Raw genomic sequence first — 12,830 nt, 5'->3', positions numbered from 1 at the left:
GCCAGATACAGGAGAAACTGACATGGCACTGAAACTTCGTCTCGCCCGCGGCGGCTCGAAAAAGCGTCCCTTCTACAGCATCGTCGTGGCCGACAGCCGCGCCCCCCGCGACGGCCGCTTCATCGAGAAGCTGGGCATCTACAACCCGCTTCTGGCCAAGGACAACGAACAGCGTGTCCGCATGGATCTGGACCGCGTGAAGCATTGGCTCGGCCAGGGCGCCCAGCCGACCGACCGCATCGCCCGCATGCTGGAAGCCGCTGGTATCGTTGCGAAAACCGAACGCAGCAACCCCAAGAAAGCCGTGCCCGGCGCCAAGGCAAAGGCCCGCGCCGAGGAAAAGGCCGCCAAGGCCAGCGCCGAGTAACCGATGCCCGCCCAGGCTCCCCAGCCCGACCGGTTCGCGCCCGCCTTCCGCGACGAGCTTTCCCGGCTCATGCGGTGGCGGCGCGACGTCCGGCACTTCCGTCCCGACCCGGTGGACGAGGCGCTTCTGGACCGCTGCCTTGATGCGTTCCGGCTGGCGCCTTCGGTGGGCCTGTCGGAACCCTGGCGCATCCTGCGACTGGACAGCGAGACCGCCCGTCAGGCCGCGCGCGCGAATTTCGAGGCCGCGAATGCCGCCGCCCTTGCGGGCTATGACGGCGAAAAGGCTGCGCTTTATCCGCAGCTTAAGCTGTCCGGGATGGACCGCGCCCCGGTGCAGTTGGCCGTCTTCTGCGACGAGGCCACGCCCCAGGGCGCGGGGCTGGGCGCGGCCACCATGCCCGAGATGCGGCGCTATTCGGTCGTGGCCGCGATCTCGATGTTCTGGCTGGCCGCCCGGGCCGAGGGGCTGGGCGTGGGCTGGGTCTCGGTGCTCGATCCCGACCGGCTTTGCCGTGATCTGGCGGTGCCGGAGGACTGGTCGCTGGTGGCCTATCTCTGCATCGGCTGGCCCGAGGTGGAACGCGACCAGCCCGAACTGGAAGAGGTCGGCTGGGAACGGCGCGCCGGATCGCTGCATGTCGAGGGGCGCTAGATGGCCGAGCCCCGTGTCTGTGTGGGCGTGATCGGCGGCTCCTTCGGGGTCCGGGGCGAGGTGCGGCTGAAAAGCTTCTGCGCCGAACCCGAATCCATCGCCGATTACGGCCCGCTTTTCACCGAGGATGGCAAACGGTCCTTTGCGGTGACGCTGACCCGACCGGTCAAGGGCGGGTTTGCCGCCCGGCTGACCGGCATCGCCACCAAGGAACAGGCCGACGCGCTGAAAGGCGTGCGGCTTCACGCCGACCGCGCCGCCCTGCCCGCCCTGCCCGATGACGAGTTCTACCATGCCGACCTGATCGGGCTTGAGGTGCTGGATACCGGCGGCAAGGTTCTGGGCCGGGTGCGGGCGGTGCATGACCATGGCGCAGGGGATCTTCTGGAGATCCACGGGCCGGGGCTGACATCGACGGTCCTGCTGCCCTTTACCGCGGCCTGCGTGCCCACCGTCGATCTTGCGGCGGGGCGCCTTATTGCGGATCCGCCCGAAGGGCTGCTCCCCTGATCGCCGACCAACAAGGAACGAGAATCACCATGTCCCCTGCAAACATCTTCTACGCGATCATCCTGGCCGGGGCCTTCCTGGCCGGGCAATCGGGAAACCCGGTCTGGGTCATCCTTGTCATCGCCGCGCTGGCCACCGTCGCGCGCGCCCTCGACCCCGCGGCCGCGGCCACCCGCGCCGCGCAGGGCAAGACGCTGGCCGGGGCGCTGCCGATGATGGTCTTCAACCAGATCATCTGGGTCAACCTTGTCTTCCTGATCGGCTTCGGCATCGTCTGGACGCTTGGCGCCCCGGTTGTCGCGCTGCCGCTCTGGCTGCCGATCCTCGTCTCGGCGGTCGGGCTTGTCGGCGCGGCCGTGGTGTCGCGCAAGGGCTGAGGCTTTCGCCCGGCCGCGTTTGCGCCTAGAGACCGCCCATGACGGACAAACCGAAATCCCATGGGCGGCTCTCGATCTCGGCGAGCCTTCAGCCCCGCGACCTGATGGACACGCAGCCCCGCCTGAAAGGCGCCTGGACCGCGCGCATCATCACCCTGTTTCCCGAGGCGTTTCCCGGCGTTCTGGGCCTGTCGCTGACCGGACGGGCACTGGAAATGGGGCTCTGGGCGCTGGAAACGGTCGATCTGCGCCCCTTCGGCGAGGGCAGGCACCGCAATGTCGACGACAACCCGGCAGGTGGCGGCGCCGGCATGGTGCTGCGCCCCGATGTGATGGGCGCCGCGCTGGATCACGCCGCGCTGGGCACGCCCGCGGACCGCAGCCGCTGGCCTTTGATCTACCTCTCCCCCCGGGGCGCACCGTTCACGCAAGCGATGGCGCAACGCTTCGCGCAGGCCGAGGGCATCACCCTGATCTGCGGTCGGTTCGAGGGGCTGGACGAGCGGGTAATCGAGGAGTTCAGCGTCGAGGAAGTCAGCCTGGGGGATTTCGTTCTGACGGGCGGCGAGATCGCGGCACAGGCCTTGATTGACGCGACTGTCCGCCTTATACCCCGCGTACTCGGAAATCGGGCATCCACGGAGGAGGAATCCTTTTCCGAGGGCCTGCTTGAACATCCGCAGTACACACGACCCGTCGTCTGGAAAGGCCGCGCGATACCCGACATTCTCCTGTCGGGCCATCACGCGAAGATCGCCGCCTGGCGGAGGGCCGAGGCCGAAAGGCTGACCAAGGAACGCCGCCCTGAACTCTGGCGGGCTTACTGCACAAGCCGCGGTAGGGACCCGGACGGAGACCGAGAGCTCTGAGGGCTGCATCACCTTCGCGGAGAAAACCGCGAGCAGAGATGGAGACGCTGCGATGAACCTGATCGCACAGCTCGAGGCGGAACAGATCGCCGCCCTCGACAAGAAGATTCCCGACTTCAAGCCGGGCGATACGGTCCGCGTGGGCTACAAGGTGACCGAGGGCACCCGTTCGCGCGTTCAGAACTACGAAGGCGTGTGCATTGCCCGCAACAACGGCAACGGCATCGCCGGGTCGTTCACCGTTCGCAAGATCTCGTTCGGCGAGGGTGTGGAACGGGTGTTCCCCCTCTACTCGACGAATATCGACTCGATCGAGGTGGTGCGCCGCGGCCGCGTGCGCCGCGCCAAGCTCTACTACCTCCGCGCGCGCCGTGGCAAATCGGCCCGCATCGCCGAGGACAGCACCTACAAGCCCAAGACCGAGGCGTGAGGAGAGCGACCATGCGCAAGGATATCCACCCCGATTACCACGTGATCGACGTCAAGATGACCGACGGCACCGTGATCCAGATGAAATCGACCTATGGAAAGGAGGGCGACATGCTCGCCCTCGATATCGACCCGTCGGTGCACCCCGCCTGGACTGGCGGCGGCCAGCGCCTGATGGACACCGGTGGCCGCGTGTCGAAGTTCAAGAAGAAATACGAGGGCCTGGGCTTCTGATCCCGCCGGTTTCAGCACTGCGGAGACGCCGCCCCCCGGGGCGGCGTTTTCATGTGGCGGAGGCTGCGGCAGGACCATGCGCCGTAATCGTGACACCTTGTCCTCCACTCCCGCTTTGACTACCGCTTGCCACAACATATGGTTGTCGGCGACTCTCTCGCCCATAGTCATGCAGATCGCAGGGGGAAGGTGACGTGGCGCATATCATCGTCGTCGGCAATGAAAAGGGCGGGGCGGGCAAGTCCACCATGTCGATGCATGTGGCGACCGCGCTGGCGCGGCTGGGCCACCGGGTCGGCGCGCTGGATCTGGACCTGCGCCAGCGCAGCTTTGGCCGCTACATTGAGAACCGGCGCGCCTATATGGACCGCTCGGGCCTCGATTTGCCGACACCGGACTACCGCGAATTGCCCGAGATCGCGCCCGAGCAACTGGAGCAGGGCGAGAACCCGCAAGACCGCCGCATCGCCGAGGCGGTTGCCGGAATGGAGCAGGACAAGGATTTCATCCTGATCGACTGCCCCGGCTCGCATACACGGCTGAGCCAGATCGCCCACACGCTGGCCGACACGCTGATCACGCCGCTGAACGACAGTTTCATAGATTTCGACCTGCTGGCCCGGCATGACGGGGCAAGCGGCAAGATCCTCGGCCCGTCGATCTATTCCGAGATGGTCTGGAACGCCCGCCAGATGCGCGCGCAGGCCGGACTGAAGCCGATCGACTGGGTGGTGCTGCGCAACCGGCTGGGCGCGCAGCAGATGCACAACAAGCGCAAGATGGGCGACGCGCTGGCCAACCTGTCGCGCCGCATCGGCTTTCGCGTGGCGCCGGGTTTCTCGGAACGGGTGATCTTTCGCGAGCTGTTCCCCAGCGGCCTGACGCTGCTGGACCTGCGCGATACCGGCGTCACCGGCATGAACATCTCGAACATCGCCGCAAGGCAGGAATTGCGCGACCTGATGGTAGAACTGCGCCTGCCCGGCATCGAGGTGACGTTCTAGGGCTCTTGGGCCCCGGCCGGAACTTACTTGCATGGTCGGGCTGTGCGTAGGGTGGGTGTCAACCCACCGGCGGGCGGACGTGGGTGCGGGCAGGTGGTGGGTTTCACCCACCCTACGCTTGCTGGGCGAAGCTGGCGGCCGAATTCATCGCGGCGAAGGGGCAGCCGGACCAGCTTCAGACCTTCTTCAACACGATCCTGGCCGAAGGCTGGCGAGAGGCGGCCGAAGAGATCAATGAGGCCGAACTGGCGGGACGGCGGGAACGGTTCGGGCTCGACGCCGTGCCGCCGGGCGTGCTGGTCCTGACGGCCGGAGTCGACGTGCAACGGGCCCGGCTGGAAATCGTGACCCTGGGGCACGGGAAGACGGAAATCTTCGTCCTGGCGCAACACGTCATCTGGGGCAGCCCTCACGAAGATCACACTTGGGCGGAACTGGACGACTTCCTGCGCGGCCAGTGGCAGCACCCAGGAGGCGGGACGCTCCGCCTGGACGCCGTGGCCGTGGACGCGGGCGACGGCGAGACGATGGACGCCGTTCTGGCCTTCTGCCGTCCCCGGTTCCCCCGGCGCGTGGTCGCGATCAAGGGGGCACCCGGCGCGCGGCCGTCGATCAAGGCCAGCGAGACGCGGGGGAGTCGGCTCTTCATCGTCGGCGTGGACGGGCTGAAGGCCACGCTGTCGTCGCACCTGTCGCGCGGCCGGACGGTCCGCTTCAGCGACACGCTGGAAGACAGGTTCTTCGAAGAACTGGCCTCCGAACGGCGGCTGGTGCGCTACAAGCGCGGCGCGCCGGTCCGCGTCTGGGAACGGATCACGGGGCGGCGGGCCGAGTCCCTGGACTGCATGGTCTATGCGATGGCCGTCCGCCCCCTTGTGGGCGTGGACTTGGGGCGGCGGGAAGAGGAAGTCTCGACGAAGGCCGCGCCCGTGCGGCGTCCACCCGTGGTGCGATCTGCATGGCTGCAACGCTGATCAGAAAGGAATTTCATCATCGTCAGGGTTGGGTGCCTCTGGTGCTGGGAAGAGCTTGGACTCGAGTGAGGTCTTCAATTCATCGCTAACAACATCTGCATACTTGTCGTAGATGTGCTTGTAAAAATCACTTACGTCGTTGTCCTCAATTATCCAGTAAACCTGAGAGTTCAAATCAAGAATGTTGATCAGTTCTTCGGCTTGGACTTTTGAGAAATCTGTCAATTTGGAAAGCTCTGCAATGATCGAATGTGTTGTCGCAAAGCTCCAACTGGAAGCAAGTTTTTCAATCAATTTGTTTGTTTTAATGTCGCTGGCAAGCTTTATATCTGGGAAGTTTTTCTTGAAGAAATCAGTGATGCTTTTGTAAAAATTCAAGTTCGATTTCTTCTTGCTCGCCCACTCTTCATCAAGAAATGCATTCATGGCTTCTGGAACAACCGTAGATGCATAGTCACCATCGCCGGAAACAAAATGAAGGTCTTCGCCTTCTGGAACTCCTGCCAATATTGATTCCCAGTTTAATTCGTCGCCAATAGTTACCTTCTTCTTCCCAGGCGGGTTTCCCATGCGAAAGCGCTTGGTTGCCCTGTCAAATATCGCTTTCGTTACTGGTATGTCCTTCGCCTTTGAGAACAAGCCGGCAATCAACTCATCTGCCTTAAGTCCGTTCGCCTGAATGTCCACGGTTGACTTTGCTAATAGCTCCGAGTGCTTAGTATTTGCCTTTTTCAGAAAGTCTTGAATCTCAGCATACTCTTCGTAGCTCTTGCAAAATGCTGGAAAGCTGACCTTGAAGCTCGCCTTTTTGAATTCCCTAAGTGCATCTGAAATTTTTGAGTCTCGATTTCGCCGAACCTCTTCAATGAGTTGCCTGCACGAATATAGAGTTATATCACCCTCTTCTATCAGTGCGACCAGCTTCTTAAGCTCCTCGATGTCACCGCCGCTCAGATGATAGAAATCGAGAAAAATATTGGCATCTATAAAGAGATTCATTTTGCCCATGGCCTGCTATTTTCTGGATAGGGTAGCTGTCACATCCCGGAAGGTAGTAAGGTTGTTTCCTGAACAACTCCGGCTTGAGTTTATGCCAATCCTGCATCGCCTGCAAGGGCGGTTTGCTGCCGAGGGCTGATTGCGGGAGTTGCTGGTTGTAGAGCCAGACATATCGATGAAGTGTGGCCTGCGGCGTATGACTGCGATCCTCGACGCTGTCGCGCTTGCGCCATTTGTAGATCGTCTGCGCATTCGGCGGGAAAACGATTCACCGGATCGTTTTCTGATCCGCCTCATCACCGAAACGTTCGGCCAGAACCGTCCCGGCCTCCTCGCTCGCCTGGATCGCCGCCCGCACTTTGGGCGTTGCCGTTGCCTGGCTGTGAAGATGGATCAGCATGTCCGCGCCCCGTCCCGAATATCCCTCAGAACCGATCTTGCCATGAAAAGGGCAGATCGCCGAGGAGAAATGTAATCATCCGGGATGGAACAGTTTTATCGGCACCCAGGCACTCACCCATTCAACCCCCCATGCAGCGTCGGCATGTCGAGCGCGCTGAACCCGTAATGCCTGAGCCAGCGCAGGTCTGAATCGAAGAACGCCCGTAGATCCGGAATCCCGTATTTCAGCATCGCCAGCCGGTCGATTCCCATGCCGAAGGCAAAGCCCTGCCACTGGTCGGGGTCGATGCCGCCCGCTTTAAGCACCTTGGGATGCACCATGCCGGACCCCAGGATTTCCATCCAGTCATTGCCCTCGCCGATCTTCAGCGTGCCGCCTTCCCAAGAACAGCGGATATCGACCTCGGCCGACGGCTCGGTGAACGGGAAATGAGAGGCGCGGAAGCGCAGTTCCACGCCCTCGACCTCGAAAAAGGCGCGGCAGAATTCCTCCAGCACCCATTTCAGGTTGGCCATGGAAATGTCGCGGTCGATGGCCAGCCCCTCGACCTGATGGAACATCGGCGTGTGTGTCTGGTCGTAGTCGCAGCGATAGACCCGGCCCGGCGCAATCACCCGGATCGGCGCGCCCCGGGCCTGCATCGCGCGGATCTGCACCGGCGACGTGTGCGTGCGCAGGACATGCGGCGGGCGGTTGTCGCCCGCGGCGCGCGCCATGAAGAACGTGTCATGCTCCTGCCGGGCGGGGTGTTCGGGCGGGATGTTCAGCGCGTCGAAATTGAACCAGTCGCTTTCGATCTGCGGCCCCTCGGCGACGGCAAAGCCCATATCGGCAAAGATCGCGGTGATTTCCTCGGTCACCTGGCTGACGGGATGAATCGTGCCGCGCGAGCGTGGACGGCCGGGCAGGGTCACGTCCAGCCATTCGGCGGCCAGCCGTTCCTCCAGCGCGGCATCGGCCAGCGATGCCTTGCGCGCGGCCAGCGCCGAGGTGATCTCGTCCTTCAGCGCGTTCAGCTTCGGCCCCATCGACTGACGCTCTTCGGCCGACATCTGGCCCAGCTCGCGCATCTTCAGGCTGATCTCGCCCTTCTTGCCGAGGGCCTGAACCCGCACCTCCTCGATCGCCGCCTCGCCCCCCGCACCGGCAATCGCGTCGAGATATTTCTGCCTGAGATCGTCCATTCCGGGGCCCCCTTGCTGGCATTTCGTGGCGTCGATAGCACAGGGTCCGGCGATTGCAAATGCGTGCGGCCACCGGGCCGAGATTACCGGTCACGGCAGCACCGGCGGGCGCATCTGCCGAAAAACCGGGCGCCGGGGCGGATCGGCGCAACGCCGCGCCACCGCAGCGTTGACCGCAGGCCCAGCGCGGCGACCATCAGGGGGCAAGCGGTGGACGCGGGTTGTCCGTCCAGGCCGGTGGGCGCCGCCTCCGCCTCTTGCGCGAAAGGAGCCGGGCATGACCGCAGACGAGGCCTATAGCTGGCTGATCAGGGGGACGGCGCCGGAAGCCGACCCGTTCGACGCCCATGTTCTGGCCTCGATCCTGGCGCTGGCGATTGCCGAGGGCGGCGTTGCGGGCAGGCTGTGCGCCCATTCCGGGCTGGACGCACAGACGCTGCGCGCCCTGTCGGACATGGTTTTTCCGGGTTGCGGCGCGGGGATCGAGCGAATGACCCGGCACTCCCCGCCCCCGGCAGAGATCGAAGAGACCTCGGTCCGCGATCTGCTGCGGGCCCATGCAATCGGCGCAAGCCCGCTGGACCACCCGCTGGCCGCCATGATCGCCCGCCGCGCGATGGAACCCGACCATCTCTGGCAGGACCTGGCCATGCGCGACCGGGGCGAGTTGACGGCGCTGCTCGATCGCCATTTCGCGCCGCTTGCCCGCCAGAACACCGCCAGCATGACATGGAAGCGGTTCTTCTTCCGCACGCTCTGCGAGGAGGAGTGCTTCGTGCTCTGCTCCGCGCCGGTCTGCACTGATTTCGAGACCTGCTTCGGCAAGGAGACAGGCGAGGCCCGCCCGGCCCGGCTGCGCAACGGCATCTCCGCCCCGAGGCCGGCCTGATCAGCACGCGGAACGCAAAACCCCCGCCCGGGGCGACCGGACGGGGGCAGAAAGGCAGGATCGCGATGAATCAGGCCAGCGCGGCCTTGGCCCGGGCGACGATGGCGCCGAACGCCTCGGGCTCGTTCACCGCGAGATCGGCCAGAACCTTGCGGTCGACCTCGATCCCGGCGGTGGCCAGGCCGTTGACGAAGCGCGAATAGGTCAGCGTCTCGTCACAGGCGCGGACGGCCGCATTGATCCGCTGGATCCACAGCGCGCGGAAATTGCGCTTGCGCTGCTTGCGGTCGCGGGTCGCGTACTGGTTGGCCTTGTCGACGGCCTGGGTCGCGGTGCGATAGGCATTGCCGCGGCGGCCGTAATAGCCTTTCGCCGCCTTGATGACCTTCTTGTGACGGGCGTGGGTGGTCGTTCCACCTTTGACTCGGGACATGGTTCGGCCTCCTCAGCGGTCGTAGGGCATGTAGGTCTTGACGATCCTCTCGTCCGCGGCCGACAGCGTCGAGGTCCCGCGGGCGCTGCGGATGAACTTGTTCGTCCGCTTGATCATGCCGTGCCGCTTGCCGGCCTGGGCGGCAAGCACCCGGCCCGTCGCCGTCACCTTGAAGCGCTTCTTGGCGCTCGACTTGGTCTTCATCTTGGGCATTTCCGTCTCCTCTTCGGGCGGTTCAGGCGCGACTCGGCATGCCACTGGGGCCGGCCGCGCAACATCGAGCCGCCTCAATAAGGCCCCCGGCCCAGCTTTGCAAGGACAAAGCCCACCACGACCATGCCGCAAGAGACGCGCGCCTCCCCTTCTTCTGGCCGGAAATATCCCGGGGGTCCGGGGGCTGGCCCCCGGACGGTCGCCGCCCGCGGGCCGGCGCAAGACCCGCAGCGGATCCGCTACCGCCCGGCCAGCGCCGCGACTTCGTCATGGCGCGGGCAGGTCACGAGATGGTCGTTGACCATTCCCACCGCCTGCATGAAGGCATAGGTGATCGTCGGCCCGCAGAAACGGAATCCCGCGGCACGCAGATCCGCCGATACCTGACGCGACAAAGGCGTCTCGGCAGGTATGTCGCCCGGCGCTGCGAACCGGTTCTGGATCGGCAGGCCATCGACATGGCGCCACAGGAAGGGTGCGAACCCGTCGCGCGCCTCGAGGTCAAGCCATGCCCGCGCATTCCCGATCGCGGCTTCGATCTTGCCGCGATGCCGCACGATCTCGCGATCGGCCAGCAGGCGCGCGACCTCGGCCTCGCCCCAACCCGCGATCACCGCGGGATCGAACCCGGCAAAGGCTGCGCGGAACGCTTCGCGCTTTCTCAGGATGGTGATCCAGGCCAGCCCCGCCTGAAAGCCGTCGAGAATCAGCTTCTCGAAAAGCGCCCGCCCGTCACGCTCCGGAATGCCCCATTCGGTGTCATGATACGCCACGTAAAGCGGGTCCGCTCCGCACCACCAGCATCGCTCGTCCATTACAAGACCTCTTTATTTACAGTTGGTTGGCAGGTCGCGTCCAGATTATCGAAAATTGGAACCTAATGCGAACATTCATTCGCCCTTAACGGCTTTGCCCACAACTGGTCCGCGTGGAAGCGGAGAGACAGCATGCCAAGCAAGAAAGCCGATGCCAAAATCGTCGTGGAGCCTGGACAGGAAAGCCCGCTTTCCGTCGCGATCACCCAGCGGGATCGGGACATCCTCCAGACCGTGCACAAGGCGATCGAGCGGCGCGATGTGCTGCTGGCCTTCCAGCCCGTGGTGCAGTCGGTCGAACATGGGCAGGTCGCGTTCTACGAGGGGCTGATCCGTATCCTCGACCATACCGGCCGGGTAATCCCCGCGCGCGACTTCATCGAGACGGTCGAGACGAACGAGATGGGCCGGATGATCGACTGTCTCGCGCTGGAGATGGGACTGATCGCGCTGACCGAGGCGCCGGACCTGCGCCTGGCGATCAACATGTCGGCCCGCTCGATCGGCTATCCACGCTGGAAGAAGACGCTGGAGGACGGCCTCGCCCGCGACGCCACGGTCGCCGAACGGCTGATCCTGGAGATCACCGAAAGCTCGGCGATGGTCATGCCTGACCTCGTGTCGGTCTTCATGCGCGAATTGCAGACCAAGGGCATCGCCTTCGCGCTGGACGATTTCGGCGCGGGCTATACGGCCTTCCGTTATCTGCGCGAGTTCTATTTCGACATCCTCAAGATCGACGGCCAGTTCATCCGCGGCATCGCAGACAGTCCCGACAACCAGGTACTGGCCCAGGCGCTGATCGCCATCGGCCAGCATTTCGACATGTTCACGGTCGCCGAAAATGTCGAAACCGCGCGCGACGCGGCCTGGCTGGCGGCGGCCGGGATCGACTGCATGCAGGGCTTTGCCTTCGGCGCGCCGTCGCTCGTGCCCCCCTGGCGCGAGGGCCGCGAAAAGCGCCGCGCCTGACGGCTGCGCCATCGTGCTGGCGCCTGGCAGTTTCCCGCCTCGGCTGGGCATTCCCGGTCACTGACAGGGGGTGCCTTTCTGCATCCGCATCCCTATAGTGCGCACGAAAATCGACCAGGGGAGAAGTACCAAACCATGACCAATGTCGTCATCGTCTCGGCCGCGCGCACGCCGGTCGGCAGTTTCAACGGCTCTTTCGCAACGGTGCCCGCCCACGAGCTTGGCCGCATCATGCTGGAAGCGCTGGTTGAACGCGCCGGCATCGACAAGGCCGAGGTGTCCGAGACCATCCTCGGCCAGGTGCTGACCGCGGGCCAGGGCCAGAACCCCGCCCGCCAGGCCCACATCAATGCCGGGTTCCCCATCGAGTCGGCGGCCTGGTCGATCAACCAGGTCTGCGGCTCGGGCCTGCGCGCGGTGGCGCTGGCGGCCCAGCATGTCCAGCTTGGCGATGCCGCCATCGTCGCCGCCGGCGGGCAGGAGAACATGACGCTTTCGCCCCATGTCGCCCACCTGCGCGCGGGCCAGAAGATGGGCGATCTGTCCTTCATCGATTCAATGATCCGGGACGGGCTGTGGGACGCCTTCAACGGCTATCACATGGGCCAGACCGCCGAGAACGTGGCGAACCAGTGGCAGATCAGCCGCGACATGCAGGACGAGTTCGCGCTGGCCAGCCAGAACAAGGCCGAGGCCGCGCAGAAGGCCGGCAAGTTCGCCGACGAGATCGTGGCGGTGACGGTCAAGGGCCGCAAGGGCGACACCATCGTCGATGCGGACGAGTACATCCGCCACGGCGCCACGCTCGACAGCATGCAGAAACTGCGCCCCGCCTTCACCAAGGACGGCAGCGTGACCGCGGCCAATGCGTCGGGCATCAATGACGGCGCGGCGGGCGTGCTGGTGATGTCGGCCGACGAGGCCGAACGCCGCGGGCTGGAACCGCTTGCGCGCATCGCCTCCTACGCGACGGCGGGGCTTGATCCCTCGATCATGGGCGTCGGCCCGATCCATGCCAGCCGCAAGGCGCTGGAAAAGGCGGGTTGGAAGGTCGGCGATCTGGATCTGGTCGAGGCGAACGAGGCCTTTGCCGCCCAGGCCTGCGCAGTGAACAAGGACATGGGCTGGGATCCGGCGATCGTGAACGTGAACGGCGGCGCCATCGCCATCGGCCACCCGATCGGCGCCTCGGGCGCGCGCATCCTGAACACGCTCCTGTTCGAGATGAAGCGCCGCGACGCGAAGAAGGGCCTTGCCACCCTCTGCATCGGCGGCGGCATGGGCGTCGCAATGTGCCTGGAACGGCCGTAAGCCCGGGGACAGGATGGGCGCGCAATATTGTTGCGCGCCCAATCTTTCTTGCGTAACACCGTTACCGGCGCAATCGACACCCATTCTGGAGGAATCATGGCAAGAGTTGCACTCGTCACCGGCGGCAGCCGCGGCATCGGCGCGGCGATCAGCAAGGCGCTGAAGGCGGCGGGCTACACGGTCGCGGCGACCT

Annotated in this window: 19 protein-coding genes; 13 read left to right on the top strand and 6 right to left on the bottom strand. The window is 64.6% G+C overall.

Features of this window, described 5'->3' with window-relative positions; genetic code table 11:
* Positions 1-22 precede the first annotated feature (22 nt).
* The 9 genes from rpsP (at position 23) to ENN83_RS02530 (ending at position 5,418) form a co-directional block, all read left to right on the top strand.
* Positions 23-367, top strand: coding sequence for a 30S ribosomal protein S16 (gene rpsP / locus ENN83_RS02570; RefSeq protein ID WP_287183721.1), 345 nt, complete (start codon positions 23-25; stop codon positions 365-367).
* 3 nt (positions 368-370) lie between these two features.
* Complete coding sequence (gene bluB, locus ENN83_RS02565) at positions 371-1,021, top strand: 5,6-dimethylbenzimidazole synthase (RefSeq protein ID WP_287183718.1); 651 nt, start codon at positions 371-373, stop codon at positions 1,019-1,021.
* Positions 1,022-1,531 (top strand): ribosome maturation factor RimM, encoded by a 510-nt coding sequence (gene rimM / locus ENN83_RS02560; RefSeq protein ID WP_287183714.1) that lies wholly within the window; start codon positions 1,022-1,024, stop codon positions 1,529-1,531.
* A 29-nt stretch (positions 1,532-1,560) separates the two neighbouring features.
* Entirely contained in the window at positions 1,561-1,908 is a 348-nt protein-coding gene (locus ENN83_RS02555) for a hypothetical protein (protein WP_287183712.1), read from the top strand.
* Positions 1,909-1,946: 38 nt separating this feature from the next.
* Positions 1,947-2,777: a tRNA (guanosine(37)-N1)-methyltransferase TrmD gene (gene trmD / locus ENN83_RS02550; RefSeq protein ID WP_287183709.1), complete on the top strand. Its 831-nt coding sequence runs from the start codon at positions 1,947-1,949 to the stop codon at positions 2,775-2,777.
* A 52-nt stretch (positions 2,778-2,829) separates the two neighbouring features.
* Positions 2,830-3,207, top strand: coding sequence for a 50S ribosomal protein L19 (gene rplS, locus ENN83_RS02545; protein ID WP_287183707.1), 378 nt, complete (start codon positions 2,830-2,832; stop codon positions 3,205-3,207).
* An 11-nt stretch (positions 3,208-3,218) separates the two neighbouring features.
* A complete protein-coding gene (gene rpmE, locus ENN83_RS02540; protein WP_253087871.1) occupies positions 3,219-3,440 on the top strand; it encodes a 50S ribosomal protein L31 in 222 nt (73 codons plus the stop codon).
* Between the two features lie 194 nt (positions 3,441-3,634).
* Complete coding sequence (locus tag ENN83_RS02535) at positions 3,635-4,444, top strand: division plane positioning ATPase MipZ (protein WP_287183703.1); 810 nt, start codon at positions 3,635-3,637, stop codon at positions 4,442-4,444.
* Between the two features lie 83 nt (positions 4,445-4,527).
* Positions 4,528-5,418 (top strand): terminase gpA endonuclease subunit, encoded by an 891-nt coding sequence (locus ENN83_RS02530; protein ID WP_287183700.1) that lies wholly within the window; start codon positions 4,528-4,530, stop codon positions 5,416-5,418.
* Here the strand turns inward: ENN83_RS02530 and ENN83_RS02525 are convergent, their stop codons facing one another.
* The 3 genes from ENN83_RS02525 to pheS all read right to left on the bottom strand — a co-directional run bounded on the left by ENN83_RS02525 (position 5,419) and on the right by pheS (position 8,004).
* Positions 5,419-6,426, bottom strand: coding sequence for a PIN domain-containing protein (locus tag ENN83_RS02525; RefSeq protein ID WP_287183697.1), 1,008 nt, complete (start codon positions 6,424-6,426; stop codon positions 5,419-5,421).
* A 259-nt stretch (positions 6,427-6,685) separates the two neighbouring features.
* Positions 6,686-6,817, bottom strand: a complete 132-nt coding sequence (locus tag ENN83_RS02515) for a hypothetical protein (RefSeq protein WP_287183694.1) — start codon at positions 6,815-6,817, stop codon at positions 6,686-6,688.
* A gap of 113 nt (positions 6,818-6,930) precedes the next feature.
* Positions 6,931-8,004, bottom strand: a complete 1,074-nt coding sequence (pheS, locus tag ENN83_RS02510) for a phenylalanine--tRNA ligase subunit alpha (RefSeq protein ID WP_287183691.1) — start codon at positions 8,002-8,004, stop codon at positions 6,931-6,933.
* Positions 8,005-8,281: 277 nt separating this feature from the next.
* On the opposite strand from pheS, the gene ENN83_RS02505 reads away from it, so the two are divergent.
* Positions 8,282-8,893: a nitrogen fixation protein NifQ gene (locus tag ENN83_RS02505; RefSeq protein WP_287183688.1), complete on the top strand. Its 612-nt coding sequence runs from the start codon at positions 8,282-8,284 to the stop codon at positions 8,891-8,893.
* Between the two features lie 70 nt (positions 8,894-8,963).
* Here the strand turns inward: ENN83_RS02505 and rplT are convergent, their stop codons facing one another.
* The 3 genes from rplT to ENN83_RS02490 all read right to left on the bottom strand — a co-directional run bounded on the left by rplT (position 8,964) and on the right by ENN83_RS02490 (position 10,354).
* Positions 8,964-9,326 carry a 50S ribosomal protein L20 gene (gene rplT / locus ENN83_RS02500; protein ID WP_253087866.1) on the bottom strand — a complete coding sequence of 121 codons (363 nt, stop codon included), beginning with the start codon at positions 9,324-9,326 and terminating at the stop codon, positions 8,964-8,966.
* 12 nt (positions 9,327-9,338) lie between these two features.
* Entirely contained in the window at positions 9,339-9,539 is a 201-nt protein-coding gene (gene rpmI / locus ENN83_RS02495; protein ID WP_287183684.1) for a 50S ribosomal protein L35, read from the bottom strand.
* Positions 9,540-9,778: 239 nt separating this feature from the next.
* On the bottom strand, positions 9,779-10,354 hold the full coding sequence (locus tag ENN83_RS02490; protein ID WP_287183682.1) for a DNA-3-methyladenine glycosylase I: 576 nt from the start codon (positions 10,352-10,354) through the stop codon (positions 9,779-9,781).
* Between the two features lie 132 nt (positions 10,355-10,486).
* On the opposite strand from ENN83_RS02490, the gene ENN83_RS02485 reads away from it, so the two are divergent.
* The 3 genes from ENN83_RS02485 to ENN83_RS02475 all read left to right on the top strand — a co-directional run.
* Positions 10,487-11,326, top strand: a complete 840-nt coding sequence (locus ENN83_RS02485; RefSeq protein ID WP_132695113.1) for an EAL domain-containing protein — start codon at positions 10,487-10,489, stop codon at positions 11,324-11,326.
* Positions 11,327-11,461: 135 nt separating this feature from the next.
* The gene (locus ENN83_RS02480) at positions 11,462-12,637 is read left to right on the top strand and encodes an acetyl-CoA C-acetyltransferase (RefSeq protein WP_253087863.1); all 1,176 of its coding nucleotides are present in this window, start codon (positions 11,462-11,464) and stop codon (positions 12,635-12,637) included.
* 96 nt (positions 12,638-12,733) lie between these two features.
* Positions 12,734-12,830 (top strand): SDR family NAD(P)-dependent oxidoreductase (locus tag ENN83_RS02475; RefSeq protein WP_287183724.1); only part of this gene is annotated, 97 nt, incomplete at its 3' end.

Origin of the sequence: Rhodovulum sp., from assembly GCF_011048875.1 — a bacterium.
Classification (GTDB): Bacteria; Pseudomonadota; Alphaproteobacteria; order Rhodobacterales; family Rhodobacteraceae; genus Rhodovulum; species Rhodovulum tesquicola.
Note: the sequence above shows the minus strand (reverse complement) of the source record. Positions and strands in the feature narration are given on the sequence as shown.

Excerpts from the sequence above, each read along its gene's own strand:
- rpsP (WP_287183721.1), top strand. The coding sequence starts at position 23 with ATGGCACTGAAACTTCGTCTCGCCCGCGGCGGCTCGAAAAAGCGTCCC.
- bluB (WP_287183718.1), top strand. The coding sequence starts at position 371 with ATGCCCGCCCAGGCTCCCCAGCCCGACCGGTTCGCGCCCGCCTTCCGC.
- rimM (WP_287183714.1), top strand. The coding sequence starts at position 1,022 with ATGGCCGAGCCCCGTGTCTGTGTGGGCGTGATCGGCGGCTCCTTCGGG.
- ENN83_RS02555 (WP_287183712.1), top strand. The coding sequence starts at position 1,561 with ATGTCCCCTGCAAACATCTTCTACGCGATCATCCTGGCCGGGGCCTTC.
- trmD (WP_287183709.1), top strand. The coding sequence starts at position 1,947 with ATGACGGACAAACCGAAATCCCATGGGCGGCTCTCGATCTCGGCGAGC.
- rplS (WP_287183707.1), top strand. The coding sequence starts at position 2,830 with ATGAACCTGATCGCACAGCTCGAGGCGGAACAGATCGCCGCCCTCGAC.
- rpmE (WP_253087871.1), top strand. The coding sequence starts at position 3,219 with ATGCGCAAGGATATCCACCCCGATTACCACGTGATCGACGTCAAGATG.
- ENN83_RS02525 (WP_287183697.1), bottom strand. The coding sequence starts at position 6,426 with ATGGGCAAAATGAATCTCTTTATAGATGCCAATATTTTTCTCGATTTC.
- ENN83_RS02515 (WP_287183694.1), bottom strand. The coding sequence starts at position 6,817 with ATGCTGATCCATCTTCACAGCCAGGCAACGGCAACGCCCAAAGTGCGG.
- pheS (WP_287183691.1), bottom strand. The coding sequence starts at position 8,004 with ATGGACGATCTCAGGCAGAAATATCTCGACGCGATTGCCGGTGCGGGG.
- ENN83_RS02505 (WP_287183688.1), top strand. The coding sequence starts at position 8,282 with ATGACCGCAGACGAGGCCTATAGCTGGCTGATCAGGGGGACGGCGCCG.
- rplT (WP_253087866.1), bottom strand. The coding sequence starts at position 9,326 with ATGTCCCGAGTCAAAGGTGGAACGACCACCCACGCCCGTCACAAGAAG.
- rpmI (WP_287183684.1), bottom strand. The coding sequence starts at position 9,539 with ATGCCCAAGATGAAGACCAAGTCGAGCGCCAAGAAGCGCTTCAAGGTG.
- ENN83_RS02490 (WP_287183682.1), bottom strand. The coding sequence starts at position 10,354 with ATGGACGAGCGATGCTGGTGGTGCGGAGCGGACCCGCTTTACGTGGCG.
- ENN83_RS02485 (WP_132695113.1), top strand. The coding sequence starts at position 10,487 with ATGCCAAGCAAGAAAGCCGATGCCAAAATCGTCGTGGAGCCTGGACAG.
- ENN83_RS02480 (WP_253087863.1), top strand. The coding sequence starts at position 11,462 with ATGACCAATGTCGTCATCGTCTCGGCCGCGCGCACGCCGGTCGGCAGT.